Source organism: Sphingomonas sp. PP-CE-1G-424, from assembly GCF_004341085.1.
Taxonomy (GTDB): domain Bacteria; phylum Pseudomonadota; class Alphaproteobacteria; order Sphingomonadales; family Sphingomonadaceae; genus Sphingomonas.
This window is the reverse complement of record NZ_SLXW01000002.1, coordinates 167,857-183,647: the sequence shown is the minus strand read 5'-3', so window position 1 is coordinate 183,647 and position 15,791 is coordinate 167,857. Positions and strand designations below refer to the sequence as shown.

Below are 15,791 nucleotides of genomic sequence, written 5' to 3'. Positions count from 1 at the left end.
TAATTTCTCCTGTCCGTGTGGCGGGTTAGCGTTTGGCGGAGGATTGGGTTCCCGGCTGAGTTGCCGGCGGGCGCCCCGCGCTGCCCCGCACCCTTCCGTTCGCCCTGAGCGAAGTCGAAGGGTGTGCCCCAAGCGGGGGTGCTTCGACTTCGCTCAGCACGAACGGAAGGTCAGCGGCCGAGCATCGATTCGGGTTTGACGACGCGGTCGAAGGTTTCGGCGTCGACGAGGCCTAGCGCGAGCCCGGCTTCTTTCAGCGTCAGGCCTTCAGCGTGGGCGTATTTGGCGATCTTTGCGGCAGCGTCGTAGCCGATCTCCGGGGCAAGCGCCGTTACCAGCATCAGCGAGCGATCGAGCAGTTCGGCGATGCGGCCGCGATTGGGTTCGATGCCGTCTACGCAGCGTTCCGCGAATCCTTCCATCGCGGTCGCGAGCAGGTCGATCGCGCGCAGCACGTTCGCGCCGATCAGCGGCTTGAACACGTTCAATTCGAGATGGCCCTGCATGCCGCCGACGGTGACCGCGACGTGATTGCCCATCACTTGCCCCGCGACCATCGTCAGCATCTCGCACTGCGTCGGGTTCACCTTGCCGGGCATGATCGAGCTGCCGGGCTCATTGGCGGGAAGGTCGATCTCGCCGAAGCCGCAGCGCGGACCCGAGCCGAGCAGGCGGATATCGTTGGCGATCTTGGTCAGTGCGACCGCAAGCGTGTTGAGCGTGCCCGAAAGGTGGACGAGCGGGTCGTTCGACGCGAGTGCTTCGAACTTGTTGCGCGCGCTGACGAACGGCAGGCCCGTGATCTCGCCCAGTTCGTGCGCGATCGCGTCGCCGAACCCGGCGGGGGCATTGAGGCCGGTGCCGACCGCGGTGCCGCCTTGCGCGAGGATGACCATGCCGTGGCTGATCGCGGGCTCGATGCGGTTGCGACAGCGGTCGAGCTGGTTCGCGTAGCCGGAGAATTCCTGGCCGAGTGTCAACGGGGTCGCGTCCTGCAGGTGCGTGCGGCCGATCTTGACGATGTCGTCCCAGGCGTTGGCCTTCGCGTCGAGTGCGGCGTGGAGCTTGTCGAGCGCGGGGATCAGGCGGTGCGTGGTGGCGATCGCGGCTGCGATGTGGAGCGCGGTCGGGAAGCTGTCGTTGGACGACTGGCTCATGTTGACGTGGTCGTTGGGGTGGACCGGCGACTTGCCGCCGCGCGTGCCGGTGAGGACTTCGTTGGCGCGGCCGGCGATGACCTCGTTCGCGTTCATGTTCGACTGCGTGCCGCTGCCGGTCTGCCAGATGACGAGGGGGAATTGGTCGTCGAGCTTGCCGTCGATGACTTCCTGTGCGGCGGAGTCGATCGCGGTGGCGATGTTCTCGTCGAGGCCGTGGGAGCGGTTTACGCGGGCGGCGGCTTGTTTGACGAGCGCGAGCGCGTGGACGATCTCGATCGGCATGCGTTCGCGGGTGGCGAACGGGAAGTTCTCGATCGAGCGTTCGGTTTGGGCGCCCCAATAGGCGGTGGCGGGGACTTCGATCGGGCCGATCGTGTCGGTTTCTGTGCGGGTTTGGGTCATGCGGAGTCAACCTTCCGGGGCTTGCGTGGGTCCCTCGCCCCTTCGGGGAGAGGGAGGGAGGAGCCGCAGGCGACGGAAGGGTGAGGGGTTTTGGGAGGAAGCGGCCTTAGCCTCACTCCCCTCTCCCTTCCCACCGCAAGTGCGGCGGGCCCCTTCCCTCTCCCCGGAGGGGCGAGGGAGTTTGGGTTACTTTTTGCGTTTGAAATCCACGGCTACGACGTTCGAGCCGTCCTCGATCGGCACCGCGGTCGGGCCATCGTTTTCCGCTTCGTCATGGTCGCCGAGCGCGTCTTCCGCCCCCTCCTGCGCCTGGAATCGGAGTTCGAAGCTTACCGCCGGGTCCTGGAACGCAGTGATCGCCGAGTATGGGATCACCAGCTTCGACGGGACCTGATTGAACGACAGCCCGATCGAGAAGCGCTCGTCGTCGACGATGAGGTCCCAGTAGCGGTTCTGCATGACGATCGTCATCTCGTCCGGGAAGCGCTCGATCAGGCGCTTGGGGATGTCGACTCCCGGCGCCTGCGTCTTGAAGGTGATGTAGAAATGATGCTCGCCGGGAAGCCCGCCGGCCTCCGCGACCGAGCCGAGCACGCGGCCGACCACGGCACGCAGGGCTTCTTGTACGATCTCGTCGTACGGAATCAGGCTATCGGGCAGTCCATCGGTCATATCCCTTGGGTAGCGCCATTCGGATGCCGGTCAAGATTGCATGCGTCGTGGCGCACGTTATGGGAGGTGGCATGCGCACCGCCACGATCACCCGCTCCACCGCCGAGACGGCGATCGACGTCACCGTGAACCTTGATGGGACCGGCGTGTACGACGTCGAGACCGGGGTCGGTTTCTTCGATCACATGCTCGAACAATTGTCGCGTCACTCGCTGATCGATATCCGCGTGCGGACCAAGGGCGATTTGCACATCGACGAGCATCACACCGTCGAGGATACCGGCATCGCAATCGGGCAGGCGTTTGCGCAGGCGCTCGGCGATAAACGCGGTATCGCGCGGTACGGCGATGCGCTGTCGCCGATGGACGAGACGTTGACGCGGGTGGCGCTGGATATTTCCGGGCGGCCCTGGCTGGTGTGGAAGGACCTGTTCTCGCAGAAGCGGCTGGGCGGGATGGATACCGAGATGTTCGAGCATTTCTTCCACAGCTTCGCGCAAGCGGCCGGCATCACGCTGCACGTCGAGACACTGTACGGGTCGAACAACCACCACATCGCTGAGGCGGCGTTCAAGGGTGTCGCGCGCGCACTGCGGACCGCGATCGAGATCGATCCGCGCAAGGCCGACGCGATTCCGTCGACCAAGGGAATCCTGTGAGCGAGCCCTTTGCGCGGACCGACGCGCCGTTGTGCGTGGTCGTGCTGACCTACGTTGCACCACTGGACGCGATCGATGCGCGGATGAAGGAGCACGTTGCGTGGCTCGCCAAGGGCTATGCGGAAGGCGTGTTTCTCGCATCGGGCCGGCAAATTCCGCGTACCGGCGGCGTCATCCTGATCCGTGGCGAGAAGGCAGCGGTCGAAGCAGTGGTGGCGACCGATCCGTTCGTGAGCGGCGGACTTGCGACGGCTGAGATCACTACGTTTACCGCGAGCATGGTCCTGCCGGGGATCGCCGAGTTGCTCGCGTGACGCTTGCTCTGATCGATTACGGTGCGGGCAACCTGCATTCGGTCGAGAACGCGTTGCGGACGGCTGGATGTGTCGATCTGACCGTGACTTCGGACGCCGACGTAGTGGCGAAGGCCGAGCGGATCGTGTTGCCGGGCGTGGGCGCGTATGGCGCTTGTGCGGCGGCGTTGCGCGCGGTGCCGGGGATGGTCGAGGCGCTGAACCGGCGGGTTCGCGACGAGGGTGCGCCGTTTCTCGGGATCTGCGTCGGCATGCAGTTGATGGCCGATGCGGGGGAAGAGATGGGGACTCATGCCGGGCTTGGCTGGGTCGCCGGGCGCGTGCGACGACTGGAGCCGGGGACTATGGAGGCGAAGGTGCCGCATATGGGCTGGAACGACGTCGTTCCCTCCGTCGCGCATCCGCTGATCGAGCCGGGCGAAGCGTATTTCCTGCATAGCTTCGCGTTCGAAGGCGCCGACGTGCTTGCGACGACCGATCATGCCGGACCGGTCACGGCGGCAATCGGTCGCGACACGATGATCGGCGTGCAGTTTCATCCTGAGAAGAGCCAGCGCTATGGCCTGGCCTTGCTCGAACGTTTCCTGGAGTGGCGGCCGTGAGCCTGATTATCTTTCCCGCGATCGACCTCAAGGCGGGTCAGGTGGTGCGTCTCGCCGAGGGCGATATGGACCGCGCGACCGTCTATGGCGACGATCCGGCGGCACAGGCGATGCTGTTCGCCGAGGCGGGCGCTGAGCATCTGCACGTGGTCGATCTCGATGGCGCGTTCGCGGGGGCCTCGGTCAATGGCGACGCGGTGCGGTCGATCGTCGCGCAGTTTCCGGGGCATGTGCAGCTTGGCGGCGGCATCCGGACGCGGGCGAGCGTCGAGGGCTGGTTCGATCTGGGCGTCTCCCGCGTGGTGATCGGGACGGCGGCGCTGGAGGACCCCGAGTTCGTGCGCGGCGTGGCGAAGGATTTTCCGGGCGGGATCGTCGTCGCGGTCGACGCTAAGGACGGCATGGTCGCGACCAAGGGCTGGGCGGACGTGTCGACCACGAGCGCGGTCGATCTGGCGCGGCGGTTCGAGGATGCGGGGGTGGCGTCGTTGCTGTTCACCGATGTCGGGCGCGACGGGATGCTGAAGGGGTGCAACGTCGACGCTACGGTCGATCTGGCGCGGTCGGTCGATATCCCTGTGATCGCCAGCGGTGGGGTGAAGGGCATTGCCGAGATCCACGTGCTGGCTTTGCATGTGCGGGATGGGGTCGAGGGCGTGATCACGGGGCGGGCCTTGTACGATGGCCGGCTCGATCTCGCGGCGGCATTGAGCGTGGCGAAGGCTGCATGATGGTTCACGCGGAGACGCGGAGACGCGGAGAGAAGTTGAGCGCCGCAGGCAGAAACTTGTTCGCGCAGAGGCGCAGAGGCGCGGAGAGTAAGAAGTTACGCCCGGCTCCCCTTCTCTCTCTCAGCGCCTCTGCGCCTCTGCGCGAAATATTCTTCTTAGCGGCTCCGCCGCGTCTCCGCGTCTCCGCGTCTCCGCGTGAACAAAACCTCCGGCGCAGCGCATGACGGTCCGCGCGCGCGTCATTCCGTGTCTCGACGTCGCCGATGGGCGCGTGGTGAAGGGCGTGAATTTCGTCGAACTACGCGATGCCGGCGATCCGGTCGAGCAGGCGCGGGCGTATGACGCGGCTGGGGCGGACGAACTGTGTTTCCTCGATATCGGTGCCTCCCATGAGGGTCGGGGGACGATTCTCGACGTCGTGAGACGGACCGCCGCGGTGTGCTTCATGCCGTTGACCGTCGGTGGCGGGGTGCGGACGGCGGACGATGCGCGCGCGCTATTGCTGGCGGGCGCGGACAAGGTGGCGGTCAACTCCGCGGCGGTGGAGCGGCCGGAACTGGTTGCGGATATCGCCGAGCGGTTTGGGAGCCAGTGCTGTGTCGCGAGTGTCGATGCGCGGCGATCGGGCGAAGGCTGGGAAGTGTTCACGCATGGCGGTCGGCGCGCGACCGGGATCGATGCGATCGCGCACGCGCTGAAGCTCGCCGAACTGGGCGCGGGCGAGTTGCTGGTCACGTCGATGGATCGCGACGGGACGCGCAGCGGCTACGATCTCGACCTGATCCGGGCGATTTCCGACCGGGTGAGCGTACCCGTGGTGGCGAGCGGCGGGGTCGGCGGGCTCGACGACCTGGTCGCGGGTATCCGGGACGGGCATGCAAGCGCGGTGCTGGCGGCGTCGATCTTCCATTTCGGGCAGGCGTCGATCGGCGATGCGCATGCCGCGCTGGCGGCGACGGGGATTCCGGTGCGCTCGCCGGTTCGGTCCGCCTGATCCGATGATCGCCCTGCCCCTCCTTGCGGTGCAGTCGGGGCATAGCGGGATCGTCCATCCCCGCACCGGGCCGGAGCTGTCGGACATAGCGCTGTTCGTGTTCGCGGTGATAGGCGTGTTCCTCGTGCGGCGGGCATTGCGGAAGCGGTTCGCGAAGACCAAACCGCCCGCAGAGGATTGACCCGCTTGCCCCGCTGCGTCAGCACGCAGCGCATGGACCCCGTATTCGACCGCCTCGAGGCGACCATCCGCGCCCGCCGCGATGCGCCCGCCGACACCTCCTATACTGCGAGCCTGTTCGCCAAGGGCCGCCCGAAGATCGCGCAGAAGCTCGGCGAGGAAGCTGTCGAGACGGTGATCGCGGCATGCTCGGGCGACGAGGCGAGCATCGTGCCGGAAGCGGCGGACCTGATGTTCCATTTGGCGGTGTTGCTCGCGGATGCGGGGCTCAGCCTAGATGACGTGCGCGCCGAGCTAGAGCGGCGCGAGGGCGTTGGCGGCCTGGTCGAGAAGGCTGGACGGACGGGCTAAACGCCACATCCGTCATTCCCGCGGAGGCGGGAACCCATACTGGCTGGCGCCGCGAACAGATTACGACGGTTCGAGGATATGGATCCCCGCCTTCGCGAGGATGACGAAAGTGGGTATGCTACGGCGAAAGGAGTTTGCCCCATGCCGATCGACGCCACCCAGCCTTACGACGACCAGAACATCTTCGCGAAGATCCTGCGCGGCGAAATTCCGTCGAAGCGGGTGTATGACGACGCGTTCGCGATCGCGTTCCACGACATCAACCCGCAGGCGCCGACGCATCTGCTCGTGATCCCCAAGGGCGCGTACGTGTCCTGGGACGACTTCTCGGCACGCGCGTCCGATGCGGAGATCGCAGGCTTCATCCGCGCGGTCGGCGCAGTGGCGCGCGCGGCGGGGCTGGTCGAACCGGGTTATCGGCTGCTCGCGAACATCGGCCAGGACGGACACCAAGAGGTACCGCACCTGCATGTTCATGTCTTCGGCGGGCGCCCGCTCGGGCCGATGCTGGCGCGATAGGGCAGCTTCACCGCACTAAAGGATTGCACGTAATAAAATTGCCATTAGGCTCGGGGGCTTGAGCAAGGGGGGCCTTTTGACCCGGCCCCCGCTATCCCCGGGGGACACCGCGTTGATTTTTGGTCGCGTAAAATCGCTGGACGCCATTCTGGCGACGGCAGAGAAAAAGGGGTTGGCGCGAACGCTCAGCGCGTTTCAGCTGACCCTGCTGGGCGTCGGCGCGGTGATCGGCACGGGTATCTTCGTGCTGACGTCCGAAGCCGCGCAGAAAGCCGGGCCGGGGATGTTGCTGAGCTTCGTCGTCGCGGGCTTCGTCTGTGCGGTGGCGGCGCTCTGCTATTCCGAACTCGCGTCGATGGTGCCGGTGTCGGGCTCCGCGTATACCTATACCTACGCGGTCACGGGTGAGTTGCTCGCCTGGATGGTCGGCTGGGCGCTGATCCTCGAATATGCGGTCGGCGCGAGCGCGGTCGCAGTCGGCTGGTCGAACCATCTAGCCGGGCTGCTCGACGGGATCGGCTTCCACATTCCCAACGGGTTGCGCAACGCCGACGCGCTGATGGCGCACGTCCAGGTCGCGTTCGGCGCCACGCCCAACGTCGATCTGCAGACCGCGATGACGGTCGGCGGCTTCATGAACCTGCCCGCGGTGATCATCATCGGCCTCGTCACGTGGCTGCTGGTCGTCGGTACGACCGAGAGCGCGCGCGTCAACGCGGTGCTGGTGCTGATCAAGATCGCCGCGCTGACCGCGTTCATCGCGCTGACGATTCCCGTGCTTCAGGCGGATAATTTCCATCCGTTCCTGCCCTACGGCGTCGGCAATCCGCTGAGCTCGTCGGGCGTCGGGGTGCTGGGTGCGGCGGCGTCGATCTTCTTCGCCTATGTCGGCTTCGATGCGGTCTCTACGGCTGCGGAGGAGACCAAGAATCCGCAACGCAACGTGCCGATCGGGCTGATCGCCAGCCTCGGCATCTGTACGCTGTTCTACCTGCTGGTCGCATCGGGCGCGATCGGTGCGATCGGCGCGAACCCGGTGACGACCGCCGATGGCGGCATCCTGGCACCGGGCTCGGCCGAGATGGCCGGACGTTGCGCGGCGATCGTCGCAGGGGGCGCAATGGAGCCATTGGTCTGCTCGAAGGAAGCGCTCGTCCATGTGCTCCAGGAAATCCACTGGCCGATCATGGGCCGCCTGGTAGGCCTCGCCGCGGTGCTGGCGCTGCCGTCGGTGGTGCTGATGATGATGTTCGGCCAGACCCGCGTGTTCTTCACGATGGCGCGTGACGGCCTGTTGCCGGCACGCCTCGCGTCGATCCATCCGAAGTTCCGCACGCCGCATGTCGTCACGATCGTGACGGGTATCGCCGCGGCGATCGCGGCGGCGGTGCTGCCGGTCGGCAAGCTCGCCGATTATTCGAACGCGGGGACGTTGTTCGCGTTCATGATGGTGGCGATCTCGGTGATGGTCCTGCGCAAGACCGATCCCGACCGCAAGCGTCCGTTCCGCACGCCGGCGGTGTACATCGTCGCGCCGCTCGCGATCATCGGCTGCATCGGGCTGTATCTGTCGCTGCCGCTGACCGCCAAGCTGGTCTTGCCGGGCTGGGGCGCGATCGGGTTGGCGATCTACTTCCTCTACAGCCGCTCGCGCAGCCATGTCGGGCTGGGGATCGATGTCGACGACGTCGATACCGCGGCGCCGGGCAGCCATTGATCGAGCCCAAGAAAAAGGGCCGCGGGAGAAAACTCCCGCGGCCCTTTTTTTGTGCCTTCAACTAAAGCCTGTTCTCCCGCGAAGGGGGGAGCCTAGTCTGGGTCCCCGCCTTCGCGGGGACACAAGCTCAGGTCAGCCGATATGCTTGGCGGCGAGTGCCTTCATGTCGACCATCGGGCGGGCGCCGACATGGCTGATGATCTCGGCTGCGCAGACCGCACCAAGCTTCAGCGACGCCTGCAGATCGTAGCCCTGCGCCTGACCGTGGAGGAAGCCCGCCGCGAACAGATCGCCCGCACCGGTGGTGTCGACGACCTTGGCGATCGGCTCGGCCTTGACCTCGGCGCGGTTGCCGTTCTGAAGCGCGCAGGCACCGTGCTCGCCGCGGGTGACGACCAGGGTCGGGACCTGCGCCGAGATCTTGGCGACCGCTGCGTCGAAGTCTTCCGTCTCTGCGAGCGCGGCGAGTTCGCCTTCGTTGGCGAACAGGATGTCGATCAAGCCGTCGCTGAGCAGCTGGCGGAAATCACCACCGTGGCGCGAGATGCAGAACACGTCGCTGAGCGTGAACGCGACCTTCCGGCCCGCATCGCGCGCGCAATCGATCGCGGCACGCATTGCGGCGCGCGGCTCTTCGGGATCCCAGAGATAGCCTTCGAGATACAGGATCGCGCTATCGGCGATCATCGCGGTATCGATCGCGGCGGCGGGGAGGAACTGGCCCGCACCTAGGAAGGTGTTCATCGTGCGCTGGCCGTCCGGCGTCACGAAGATCAGGCAGCGGCCGGTGGTCGGGTCGCCGGCGCGGACGGGCGTGGCGAACTCGATGCCGATGCTGCGGACGTCGTGCGCGAAGACCTGGCCGAGTTGGTCGTCGGCGACCTGGCCGATGAACCCGCATTTGCCACCGAGCGCGGCGATGCCGGCGACGGTGTTGGCAGCCGATCCACCGGAGATTTCCATGCCCGGGCCCATCTTGGCGTATAGCGCGTCGGCTTCCTCGGACGAGAACATGAGCTGCATCGAGCCCTTGGCGACGCCGATTTCCTCGATGAACGCGTCATCGGCGGTGCTGAGGATGTCGACGATGGCATTGCCGATCGCGACGACGTCGTAGGTGGGAGCGTCGGTGGTGGGGGTGGACAAGGGGAAGTCTCCGGGCGGACGGGAAAGCGTTGCCGTAAATCGCGGAAGGGATTGGCGCAACCGGCGCGGCAAGCGTGGCCGCGACCAGAGGTACGCGCCAAGACCTCACGCGAAACACGGGTCCCTGCTGGGGCTGAAGGTCAGGCGGTATCTCGGGAGACCCGAGATACACGATGAGATCAGCCGTCCAGGATCGCGACGGCGCGAGTCCAGCCCGCCGACGCGGCGCGGATCTTGACCGGAAAGCAGGCGATCGTGAATCCGGTCGTCGGCAATTGTTCGAGATTGTGCAGCTTCTCGATGTGACAATAGCCGATGTCACGCCCGGCCTTGTGACCTTCCCAGATCAGCGTCGCATCGCCGCTCTCGGCGTATCGGGCGGCGGTATGCACGAACGGCGCGTCCCAGCTCCACGCATCGGTTCCCGTGACGCGAACGCCCCGCTCGGTCAGGTACAGCGTGGCGTCGCGTCCCATCCCGCACCCCGACGCAACATAATCGTCGTGCCCGAATCGCATGCCCGCGCGCGTGTTGACGACGACGATCTCCAGCGGCGACAGGGTGTGCCCGATCCTGTGTAGTTCCGCCTCGACGTCGGCAGCGCTGACGACATAGCCATCGGGGAAATGCCGGAAATCCAGCTTCACGCCGGACTGGAAGCACCAGTCGAGCGGAACCTCGTCGATCGTGATCGCCCGCTTCCCGCCATCCATCGTCGAGGCATAGTGATACGGCGCATCGAGATGCGTGCCGTTATGCGTGATGAGCGTCACGCGCTCGATCGCCCAGGCCTCGCCATCGGGCAGGTCTGTAGCCTGCAACCCCGGGAAAAATCCCAGCAGGCCGGGTATCGACGCCTTGTGATCGATATACTCGATATGAGGACCATGACCGGGAGGGTCCGACAGCACGTCGTTCTCCACGAATACAGACAGATCGACGATCGTACGTGGCATGATGGTCTCCGTTCTATCGCCGTCGGGACGCAGGCTATCCTGCGCAGTGGCAGGGTAGGTGCATGCCCAAACTGGTGCCGGATCGGGCCGATGTTTGCTAGTCGTCGTGGATCCAGGATCGGTGGCTCGCCGTGTTCGCGGAACTGGTTATCCGTTAGTCGCGGGAGTCGCGCTATCGAAAGCCGCGTTGACCTTCGCGCGACCGCGCGGCATCCCGAGCCGATGCTCCGTGCCCTCCTGCTTTCGCTTGGCCAGCTTACCGATCCGCCGGTGCTGCGCGTGTTCGTCAAGTCGATGATCGTCACGCTGCTCGTCTTCGCGCTGCTCGGTGTCGGCACGTGGTGGGGCACGCAAGCCGCGCTGGCCGCGTGGCTCGACTGGCACGCGGACGGACTCGCGGCGGCGTTCGCGCTGTTCGTCACGATCCTCGCGCTGTGGCTGTTGTTCCGCGCGGTGGCGATCGCAGTCGTCGGGATTTTCGCGGACGAAGTCGTCGAAGCGGTCGAGGCGCGGCATTATCCGGAAGCGCTGAAGACCGCCCGCCCCGTCGCGTTCGCGCGCAGCCTAGCAATGGGGCTCCGCTCGGCCGCCCGCGTTGTACTCGTCAACCTAGTGATGTTGCCGGTCTATATCGCGCTGCTCGTCACCGGGGTCGGCACGGCAGCGACGTTCTTCGTAGTCAACGGCTGGCTGCTCGGACGCGATCTGGGCGACATGGTCGCGGCGCGGCATATGGATGCGGCGGCGATGCGGGGCTGGCGTGCGACGACCAAGGGGAGCCGGTTCGTGCTGGGGCTTGCGAACACCGGGCTGTTCGTGGTTCCGATCCTCAACATCGCTGCGCCCGTCCTCGGCGCGGCGATGGCGACGCATTATTTCCACAGCCAGTATTCCCGCACCCCGTATTCCCGCAAAGGCCGACCATGACGCGACTGATGACGATAGCGATCGCCTTGGCGCTCAGCGGCGGGCTGGCAGGTTGCGCCGCCCCGGTCGCGAAGCCCGCGGTCGGGCGTCCGGCGATCCCCTATACGAGCGTCGGCCTGGAGCGCGTCCTCGGCCAGGATGCCGCCGGCCTGACCAAATTGTTCGGCCAGCCCGATGCCGACGTCCGCGAGGGCAGCGCGCGGAAACTTCAGTTCCAGAGCGGCATCTGCGTGCTCGACGCGTATCTCTATCCCAAGGGATCCGACGCCCCCCGCGTCACCTATCTCGACGCACGCGAACCCGACGGCAGCACGATCGACCGCGCCAGTTGCGTCGCCGCACTGACCCGGCGCGAAGGGGGCAAATAGCGTTAGAAGGCGCCGCAATACGGACATCGCCAAAATTCGATCGAAAAGGGCGACGTCGATTTTGAGAGCAATGAACGGGATGCCGACACTCACCGAGCGCGCCAGGATGGCGGCTGCACCGTAGGAGTTCGGCATGTCGTTTCGCGTACTGGGAATTGATCCGGACCAGTTCAGCCATCTCTACGAACTGGCCGATGACGATCTGGCGGCCGCCGGGGCAAAGCGGTATGTCGTGAATGCAAAACCCGGTTTTCCTGACCGCGTCGAGGTCCGCGATATGGAGATTGGCGAGTGTGCCATCCTGCTCAACTACGAGCATCAGCCAGCCGACACGCCGTATCGGTCGCGGCACGCCATCTTCGTTCGCGAGGGCGCAAAGGTCGCGCTGGACATGATCGATGCCATTCCAGAGGTGATCCGCATTCGGCCCATCTCGCTGCGTGCCTTCAATGAGCACGGGGAGATGGTAGACGCCGACCTATCGGACGGTGAAGTCCTGGTTCCGCTGATCGAACGCTTCTTCAGCGATCCCGACGTCGCATATCTGCACGCGCATTACGCGAAACGAGGGTGTTACGCCGCTCGTATCATTCGGGCCTGACCTTCTCGATCGAGGATCACTGTCTGCAAAACGGCTAACGCCGCTTGGCGCTGGAAAGCCGCCTCTCCGCTGTCCTCCCATCCGCGGACAGGCCGATAACCAGGCTTGCACTGGCTACGATATATGACCCCACTCCGCGACGACGGTGCGGTCGTGCTCCAGGATCGCGATTCGCGCGTGCTCGCTGTGGCAACGCGCCAAGTTCAACCGGCGGAGCGCCCATATTGCCGCACCCCGAACCACCGGGGACTCGTCGGCCAACACCTTTACGACGAGTTCGACCAACGCCTGATCGCCGCTGTTGCCGGCTGCGATCAGGGCGTTGCGGACCATCCGGTCGCGGCCGATGCGTTTGATCGGGGAGCCGGCGAAGACCTGGCGGAAACCGGCGTCGTCCAGCGCAAGGATGTCGGCGAGTTCCGGCGCGACCAACTCCGCGCGAGGATGGAAGGCGAGGTTCGCGTTGGCGGCGGCAGCGAACTTGTTCCAGGGGCAGACGGCCAGACAATCGTCGCAGCCATAGATGCGGTTGCCGATCGCGGCGCGGAACTCGTGCGGGATCGGCCCGGCATGTTCGATCGTCAGGTAGGAGATGCAGCGGCGGGCATCGAGCTGGTATGGCCGTGGGAAGGCGTCGGTCGGGCACGCGGTCTGGCATGCGTCGCAACTGCCGCAGGTGTCGACGCCGCCCTTGTCGGGTTCAAGATCGAGCGTCGTGTAGATCGCGCCGAGGAACAGCCAGCTGCCATGCTCGCGGCTGACGAGATTGGTGTGCTTGCCCTGCCAACCGAGCCCCGCGGCTTCGGCGAGCGGCTTCTCCATCACAGGCGCCGTGTCGACGAACACTTTCAAGTCGAACGGCGGCAAGTCGCGCCCCGCCTCCGCCGCCAGCCACCGTCCGAGCGCCTTCAACTGCCGCTTCACGACATCGTGATAATCCGGCCCCTGCGCATAGACCGAGATCCGCCCTACCCCGCCCTCGTCCGCCAGCCGGAGCGGATCGTCCTTCGGCGCATAACTCATGCCGAGCGCGATCACGCTGCGAACCTCAGGCCAGAGGCCGGCGGGGCTTTCGCGGTGGTGCTTGCGCTCCTCCATCCAGATCATGTCGCCGTGACGCCCGTCGGCGAGCCACTGGTGCAGCCGTTCGCCCGCGCGCGGCGCCGCCCCCGCATGCGCGATCCCGCACGCGACGAAGCCCAGTTCCGCCGCTTTGGCCTTCAGCCTGTGTTCCAGCTTGTCTTGCGCCACGTCCGCCCGCTACCACGACGCCACCCTCGGTAGGAAGATTGCGCGTGAACGATGAATGGGCGGTCACCGCGAACGGGATCGTGAAGCGGTTCGGTGATCGGCGCGTGGTCGACGGGGTGGACATCATGGTGCCGCGCGGCTCGGTGTACGGCGTGCTCGGGCCCAACGGCGCGGGAAAGACGACGACGCTGCGCATGCTGCTCGGGATCATCGAGCCCGACGAGGGATCGCGCACGCTGCTCGGCTACGACAATCCGCGCGATGCGAGCGACCGGGTCGGGTATCTGCCCGAGGAGCGCGGACTGTATCCGGCGATGAAGGCGCGCGAAGCGATCGCGTTCCTGGGGGCTCTGCGTGGGCTTGACTGGAAGACGGGCCGCGAGCGGGCGGTGGTGCTGATGGAGGCCGCCGGACTCGGTCATGCGGTCGACGAGAAGATACGCAAGCTGTCGAAGGGCATGGCGCAGCTGGTGCAGTTGCTCGGCTCGGTGGTGCATCAGCCCGACCTACTAGTGCTCGACGAACCGTTTTCGGGACTCGATCCGGTCAACCAGGAGCGGCTCGAGAAGCTGATCCTCAACGAACGCGACCGCGGCGCGACGATCCTGTTCTCGACGCATATCATGAGCCATGCCGAGCGGCTGTGCGACCGGCTGGCGATCATCGCGGGGGGGAAGCGGCGCTTCGAGGGCACCGTGGCGGACGCTCGGGGTATATTGCCGCAGCGCGTCCACTACACGCCGCATCGCCCCGATCCTGCGATCCGGGGTGTGCTGCCGGTCGATGCGGTGGCGGACGGGGATAGCTGGCGCTTCGAGCTGCCGAACGAAGGAATCGAGAGCTTGCTCGTGAGGCTGATCGACGCGGGATACGGGATTTCGGGGCTGTCGATCGAGCGGCCCGGCTTGCACGAGGCGTTCGTCCGGATCGTCGGCCAGCATGCCGACGTCGCAAAGGAGGACGCGGCATGACCCGCTTCCGCCGCACCCTCCGCCAGACCTTCACGATCGCGCGACGCGACTTCATCGCCACGGTGTTCACGCCGATCTTCCTGCTGTTCCTGTTCGCGCCGGCGATAATGGGCGCGTTCAGCGTGATCGGTGGCATGGGCGCGCGAAGCGCCGCCACTGGCGGACAGGACAAGACGCGGATCATCGCGATCGTCCCCGCAGCCGTCACGCGCCCGATCGCCGAGGCAGATACACGGCTGCGCAGCGTCTTCGGCGAAGACGACATGCCCCCTGGTCTGACGACCGTTGCGCCGACCAACGATCCGAACGCTCAGGCGCGCGCGGCGTTCGAGACAAAGGACATCGATGCGGAGGCTGTGCTCTACGGCCCGCTCGATGCACCGCAAATTCTGTACGGGCCACGGGGACGTCCTTCGGCGGATTATCTCGGGTTGCTCGCGCAGACGACGCTGGCGGCGCAGAAGCTCGGCGGCACGCTGCCGACGATCGCCGCGACCAAGACGCAGATCAAGCGCTCGACCACCTCGGTCGGCGGCCAGCACCAGTCGGCGTTCTTCGCGGTGTTCGGGATCTTCTTCCTGACGCTATTCCTGTCGGGCCAGGTCGTGGGCACGATGGCCGAGGAGCGCAACAACAAGGTGATCGAGGTGCTCGCCGCCGCGGTGCCGCTGGAGTCGGTGTTCTTCGGCAAGCTGATCGGGATGTTCGGCGTCGCGGTGCTGTTCGTCGCGTTCTGGGGCACCGTCGTCACGCAGATCACGTCGCTGATGCCCGCCGCGGCCGCGGTCGCGCTGGGCGACCTGACGCCCGCGGTCGGCGCGCCGATGTTCGCGCTGCTGTTCGCGGCGTATTTCAGCATGGCGTATCTGCTGCTGGGCTCGGTGTTCCTCGGCGTCGGGGCGCAGGCGACGACGATGCGCGAAATCCAGATGCTGTCGCTGCCGATCACGATCCTGCAGGTGGCGATGTTCGGGCTGTCCTCGGCAGCGGTCTCGCACCCCGGCAGCTGGATCGCGACCGCCGCCGAGCTGTTCCCGTTGTCGTCGCCGTTCGCGATGGCTGGGCGCGCGGCGAACTCGCCGGAGCTGTGGCCCCACGTCGCGGCGCTGGCGTGGCAGGCGTTGTGGGTGACGATCTTCATCACGGTCGGCGCGCGGCTGTTCCGGAGGGGCGTGCTGCAATCCGGCAGCGCGCGACCGTTCTGGCGACGGAAGGCGAAGGTGGTGGCGTAGACCCTCACGATCCTCCCCCGCCAGGGGGAGGTGGCTGG

General features: G+C 66.2%; 19 protein-coding genes. 14 read left to right on the top strand and 5 right to left on the bottom strand.

What is annotated here, in order from left to right:
• Positions 1-170: 170 nt before the first annotated feature.
• Together fumC and C8J43_RS05925 are read right to left on the bottom strand one after the other, a co-directional pair.
• Entirely contained in the window at positions 171-1,562 is a 1,392-nt protein-coding gene (fumC, locus tag C8J43_RS05930) for a class II fumarate hydratase (protein WP_133030157.1), read from the bottom strand.
• A gap of 186 nt (positions 1,563-1,748) precedes the next feature.
• Positions 1,749-2,234 (bottom strand): ClpXP protease specificity-enhancing factor SspB, encoded by a 486-nt coding sequence (locus C8J43_RS05925; protein ID WP_056489744.1) that lies wholly within the window; start codon positions 2,232-2,234, stop codon positions 1,749-1,751.
• Between the two features lie 71 nt (positions 2,235-2,305).
• Between C8J43_RS05925 and hisB the strand changes: the two genes are divergently transcribed.
• The 9 genes from hisB (at position 2,306) to C8J43_RS05885 (ending at position 8,301) form a co-directional block, all read left to right on the top strand.
• Positions 2,306-2,893 carry an imidazoleglycerol-phosphate dehydratase HisB gene (hisB, locus tag C8J43_RS05920; RefSeq protein WP_060526386.1) on the top strand — a complete coding sequence of 196 codons (588 nt, stop codon included), beginning with the start codon at positions 2,306-2,308 and terminating at the stop codon, positions 2,891-2,893.
• Positions 2,890-3,207 (top strand): YciI family protein, encoded by a 318-nt coding sequence (locus tag C8J43_RS05915; protein ID WP_133030156.1) that lies wholly within the window; start codon positions 2,890-2,892, stop codon positions 3,205-3,207. The genes hisB and C8J43_RS05915 overlap by 4 nt, the downstream gene beginning before the upstream one ends.
• Positions 3,204-3,809, top strand: a complete 606-nt coding sequence (hisH, locus tag C8J43_RS05910) for an imidazole glycerol phosphate synthase subunit HisH (protein WP_133030155.1) — start codon at positions 3,204-3,206, stop codon at positions 3,807-3,809. The genes C8J43_RS05915 and hisH overlap by 4 nt, the downstream gene beginning before the upstream one ends.
• Positions 3,806-4,540, top strand: coding sequence for a 1-(5-phosphoribosyl)-5-[(5-phosphoribosylamino)methylideneamino]imidazole-4-carboxamide isomerase (gene hisA, locus C8J43_RS05905; RefSeq protein ID WP_120301399.1), 735 nt, complete (start codon positions 3,806-3,808; stop codon positions 4,538-4,540). The genes hisH and hisA overlap by 4 nt, the downstream gene beginning before the upstream one ends.
• Positions 4,541-4,760: 220 nt before the next feature.
• The gene (gene hisF / locus C8J43_RS05900; RefSeq protein WP_133030154.1) at positions 4,761-5,534 is read left to right on the top strand and encodes an imidazole glycerol phosphate synthase subunit HisF; all 774 of its coding nucleotides are present in this window, start codon (positions 4,761-4,763) and stop codon (positions 5,532-5,534) included.
• A gap of 4 nt (positions 5,535-5,538) precedes the next feature.
• Positions 5,539-5,715 carry a hypothetical protein gene (locus C8J43_RS21820; protein WP_165899557.1) on the top strand — a complete coding sequence of 59 codons (177 nt, stop codon included), beginning with the start codon at positions 5,539-5,541 and terminating at the stop codon, positions 5,713-5,715.
• A 32-nt stretch (positions 5,716-5,747) separates the two neighbouring features.
• Positions 5,748-6,065 carry a phosphoribosyl-ATP diphosphatase gene (locus C8J43_RS05895; RefSeq protein WP_056489754.1) on the top strand — a complete coding sequence of 106 codons (318 nt, stop codon included), beginning with the start codon at positions 5,748-5,750 and terminating at the stop codon, positions 6,063-6,065.
• A gap of 141 nt (positions 6,066-6,206) precedes the next feature.
• On the top strand, positions 6,207-6,584 hold the full coding sequence (locus tag C8J43_RS05890; RefSeq protein WP_133030153.1) for an HIT domain-containing protein: 378 nt from the start codon (positions 6,207-6,209) through the stop codon (positions 6,582-6,584).
• Between the two features lie 112 nt (positions 6,585-6,696).
• Positions 6,697-8,301 (top strand): amino acid permease, encoded by a 1,605-nt coding sequence (locus tag C8J43_RS05885; RefSeq protein WP_133030152.1) that lies wholly within the window; start codon positions 6,697-6,699, stop codon positions 8,299-8,301.
• A gap of 132 nt (positions 8,302-8,433) precedes the next feature.
• Here the strand turns inward: C8J43_RS05885 and C8J43_RS05880 are convergent, their stop codons facing one another.
• Both C8J43_RS05880 and C8J43_RS05875 read right to left on the bottom strand, forming a co-directional pair.
• Positions 8,434-9,447, bottom strand: coding sequence for an adenosine kinase (locus tag C8J43_RS05880; RefSeq protein ID WP_056052111.1), 1,014 nt, complete (start codon positions 9,445-9,447; stop codon positions 8,434-8,436).
• A 179-nt stretch (positions 9,448-9,626) separates the two neighbouring features.
• Entirely contained in the window at positions 9,627-10,403 is a 777-nt protein-coding gene (locus tag C8J43_RS05875) for a cyclase family protein (protein ID WP_133030151.1), read from the bottom strand.
• A gap of 222 nt (positions 10,404-10,625) precedes the next feature.
• Between C8J43_RS05875 and C8J43_RS05870 the strand changes: the two genes are divergently transcribed.
• From C8J43_RS05870 to C8J43_RS05860, 3 genes are all read left to right on the top strand, one after another.
• Positions 10,626-11,330 (top strand): EI24 domain-containing protein, encoded by a 705-nt coding sequence (locus tag C8J43_RS05870; protein ID WP_133030150.1) that lies wholly within the window; start codon positions 10,626-10,628, stop codon positions 11,328-11,330.
• On the top strand, positions 11,327-11,698 hold the full coding sequence (locus C8J43_RS05865) for a hypothetical protein (RefSeq protein WP_243645448.1): 372 nt from the start codon (positions 11,327-11,329) through the stop codon (positions 11,696-11,698). Before C8J43_RS05870 ends, C8J43_RS05865 begins: the two co-directional genes overlap by 4 nt.
• Before the next feature lie 133 nt (positions 11,699-11,831).
• On the top strand, positions 11,832-12,299 hold the full coding sequence (locus C8J43_RS05860) for a DUF1203 domain-containing protein (RefSeq protein ID WP_133030149.1): 468 nt from the start codon (positions 11,832-11,834) through the stop codon (positions 12,297-12,299).
• Between the two features lie 114 nt (positions 12,300-12,413).
• Here the strand turns inward: C8J43_RS05860 and queG are convergent, their stop codons facing one another.
• Positions 12,414-13,550, bottom strand: coding sequence for a tRNA epoxyqueuosine(34) reductase QueG (gene queG / locus C8J43_RS05855; RefSeq protein ID WP_133030148.1), 1,137 nt, complete (start codon positions 13,548-13,550; stop codon positions 12,414-12,416).
• A gap of 44 nt (positions 13,551-13,594) precedes the next feature.
• On the opposite strand from queG, the gene C8J43_RS05850 reads away from it, so the two are divergent.
• The gene (locus C8J43_RS05850; protein WP_133030147.1) at positions 13,595-14,521 is read left to right on the top strand and encodes an ATP-binding cassette domain-containing protein; all 927 of its coding nucleotides are present in this window, start codon (positions 13,595-13,597) and stop codon (positions 14,519-14,521) included.
• On the top strand, positions 14,518-15,753 hold the full coding sequence (locus tag C8J43_RS05845) for an ABC transporter permease (protein WP_133030146.1): 1,236 nt from the start codon (positions 14,518-14,520) through the stop codon (positions 15,751-15,753). Before C8J43_RS05850 ends, C8J43_RS05845 begins: the two co-directional genes overlap by 4 nt.
• The last annotated feature ends 38 nt before the right edge of the window (positions 15,754-15,791 follow it).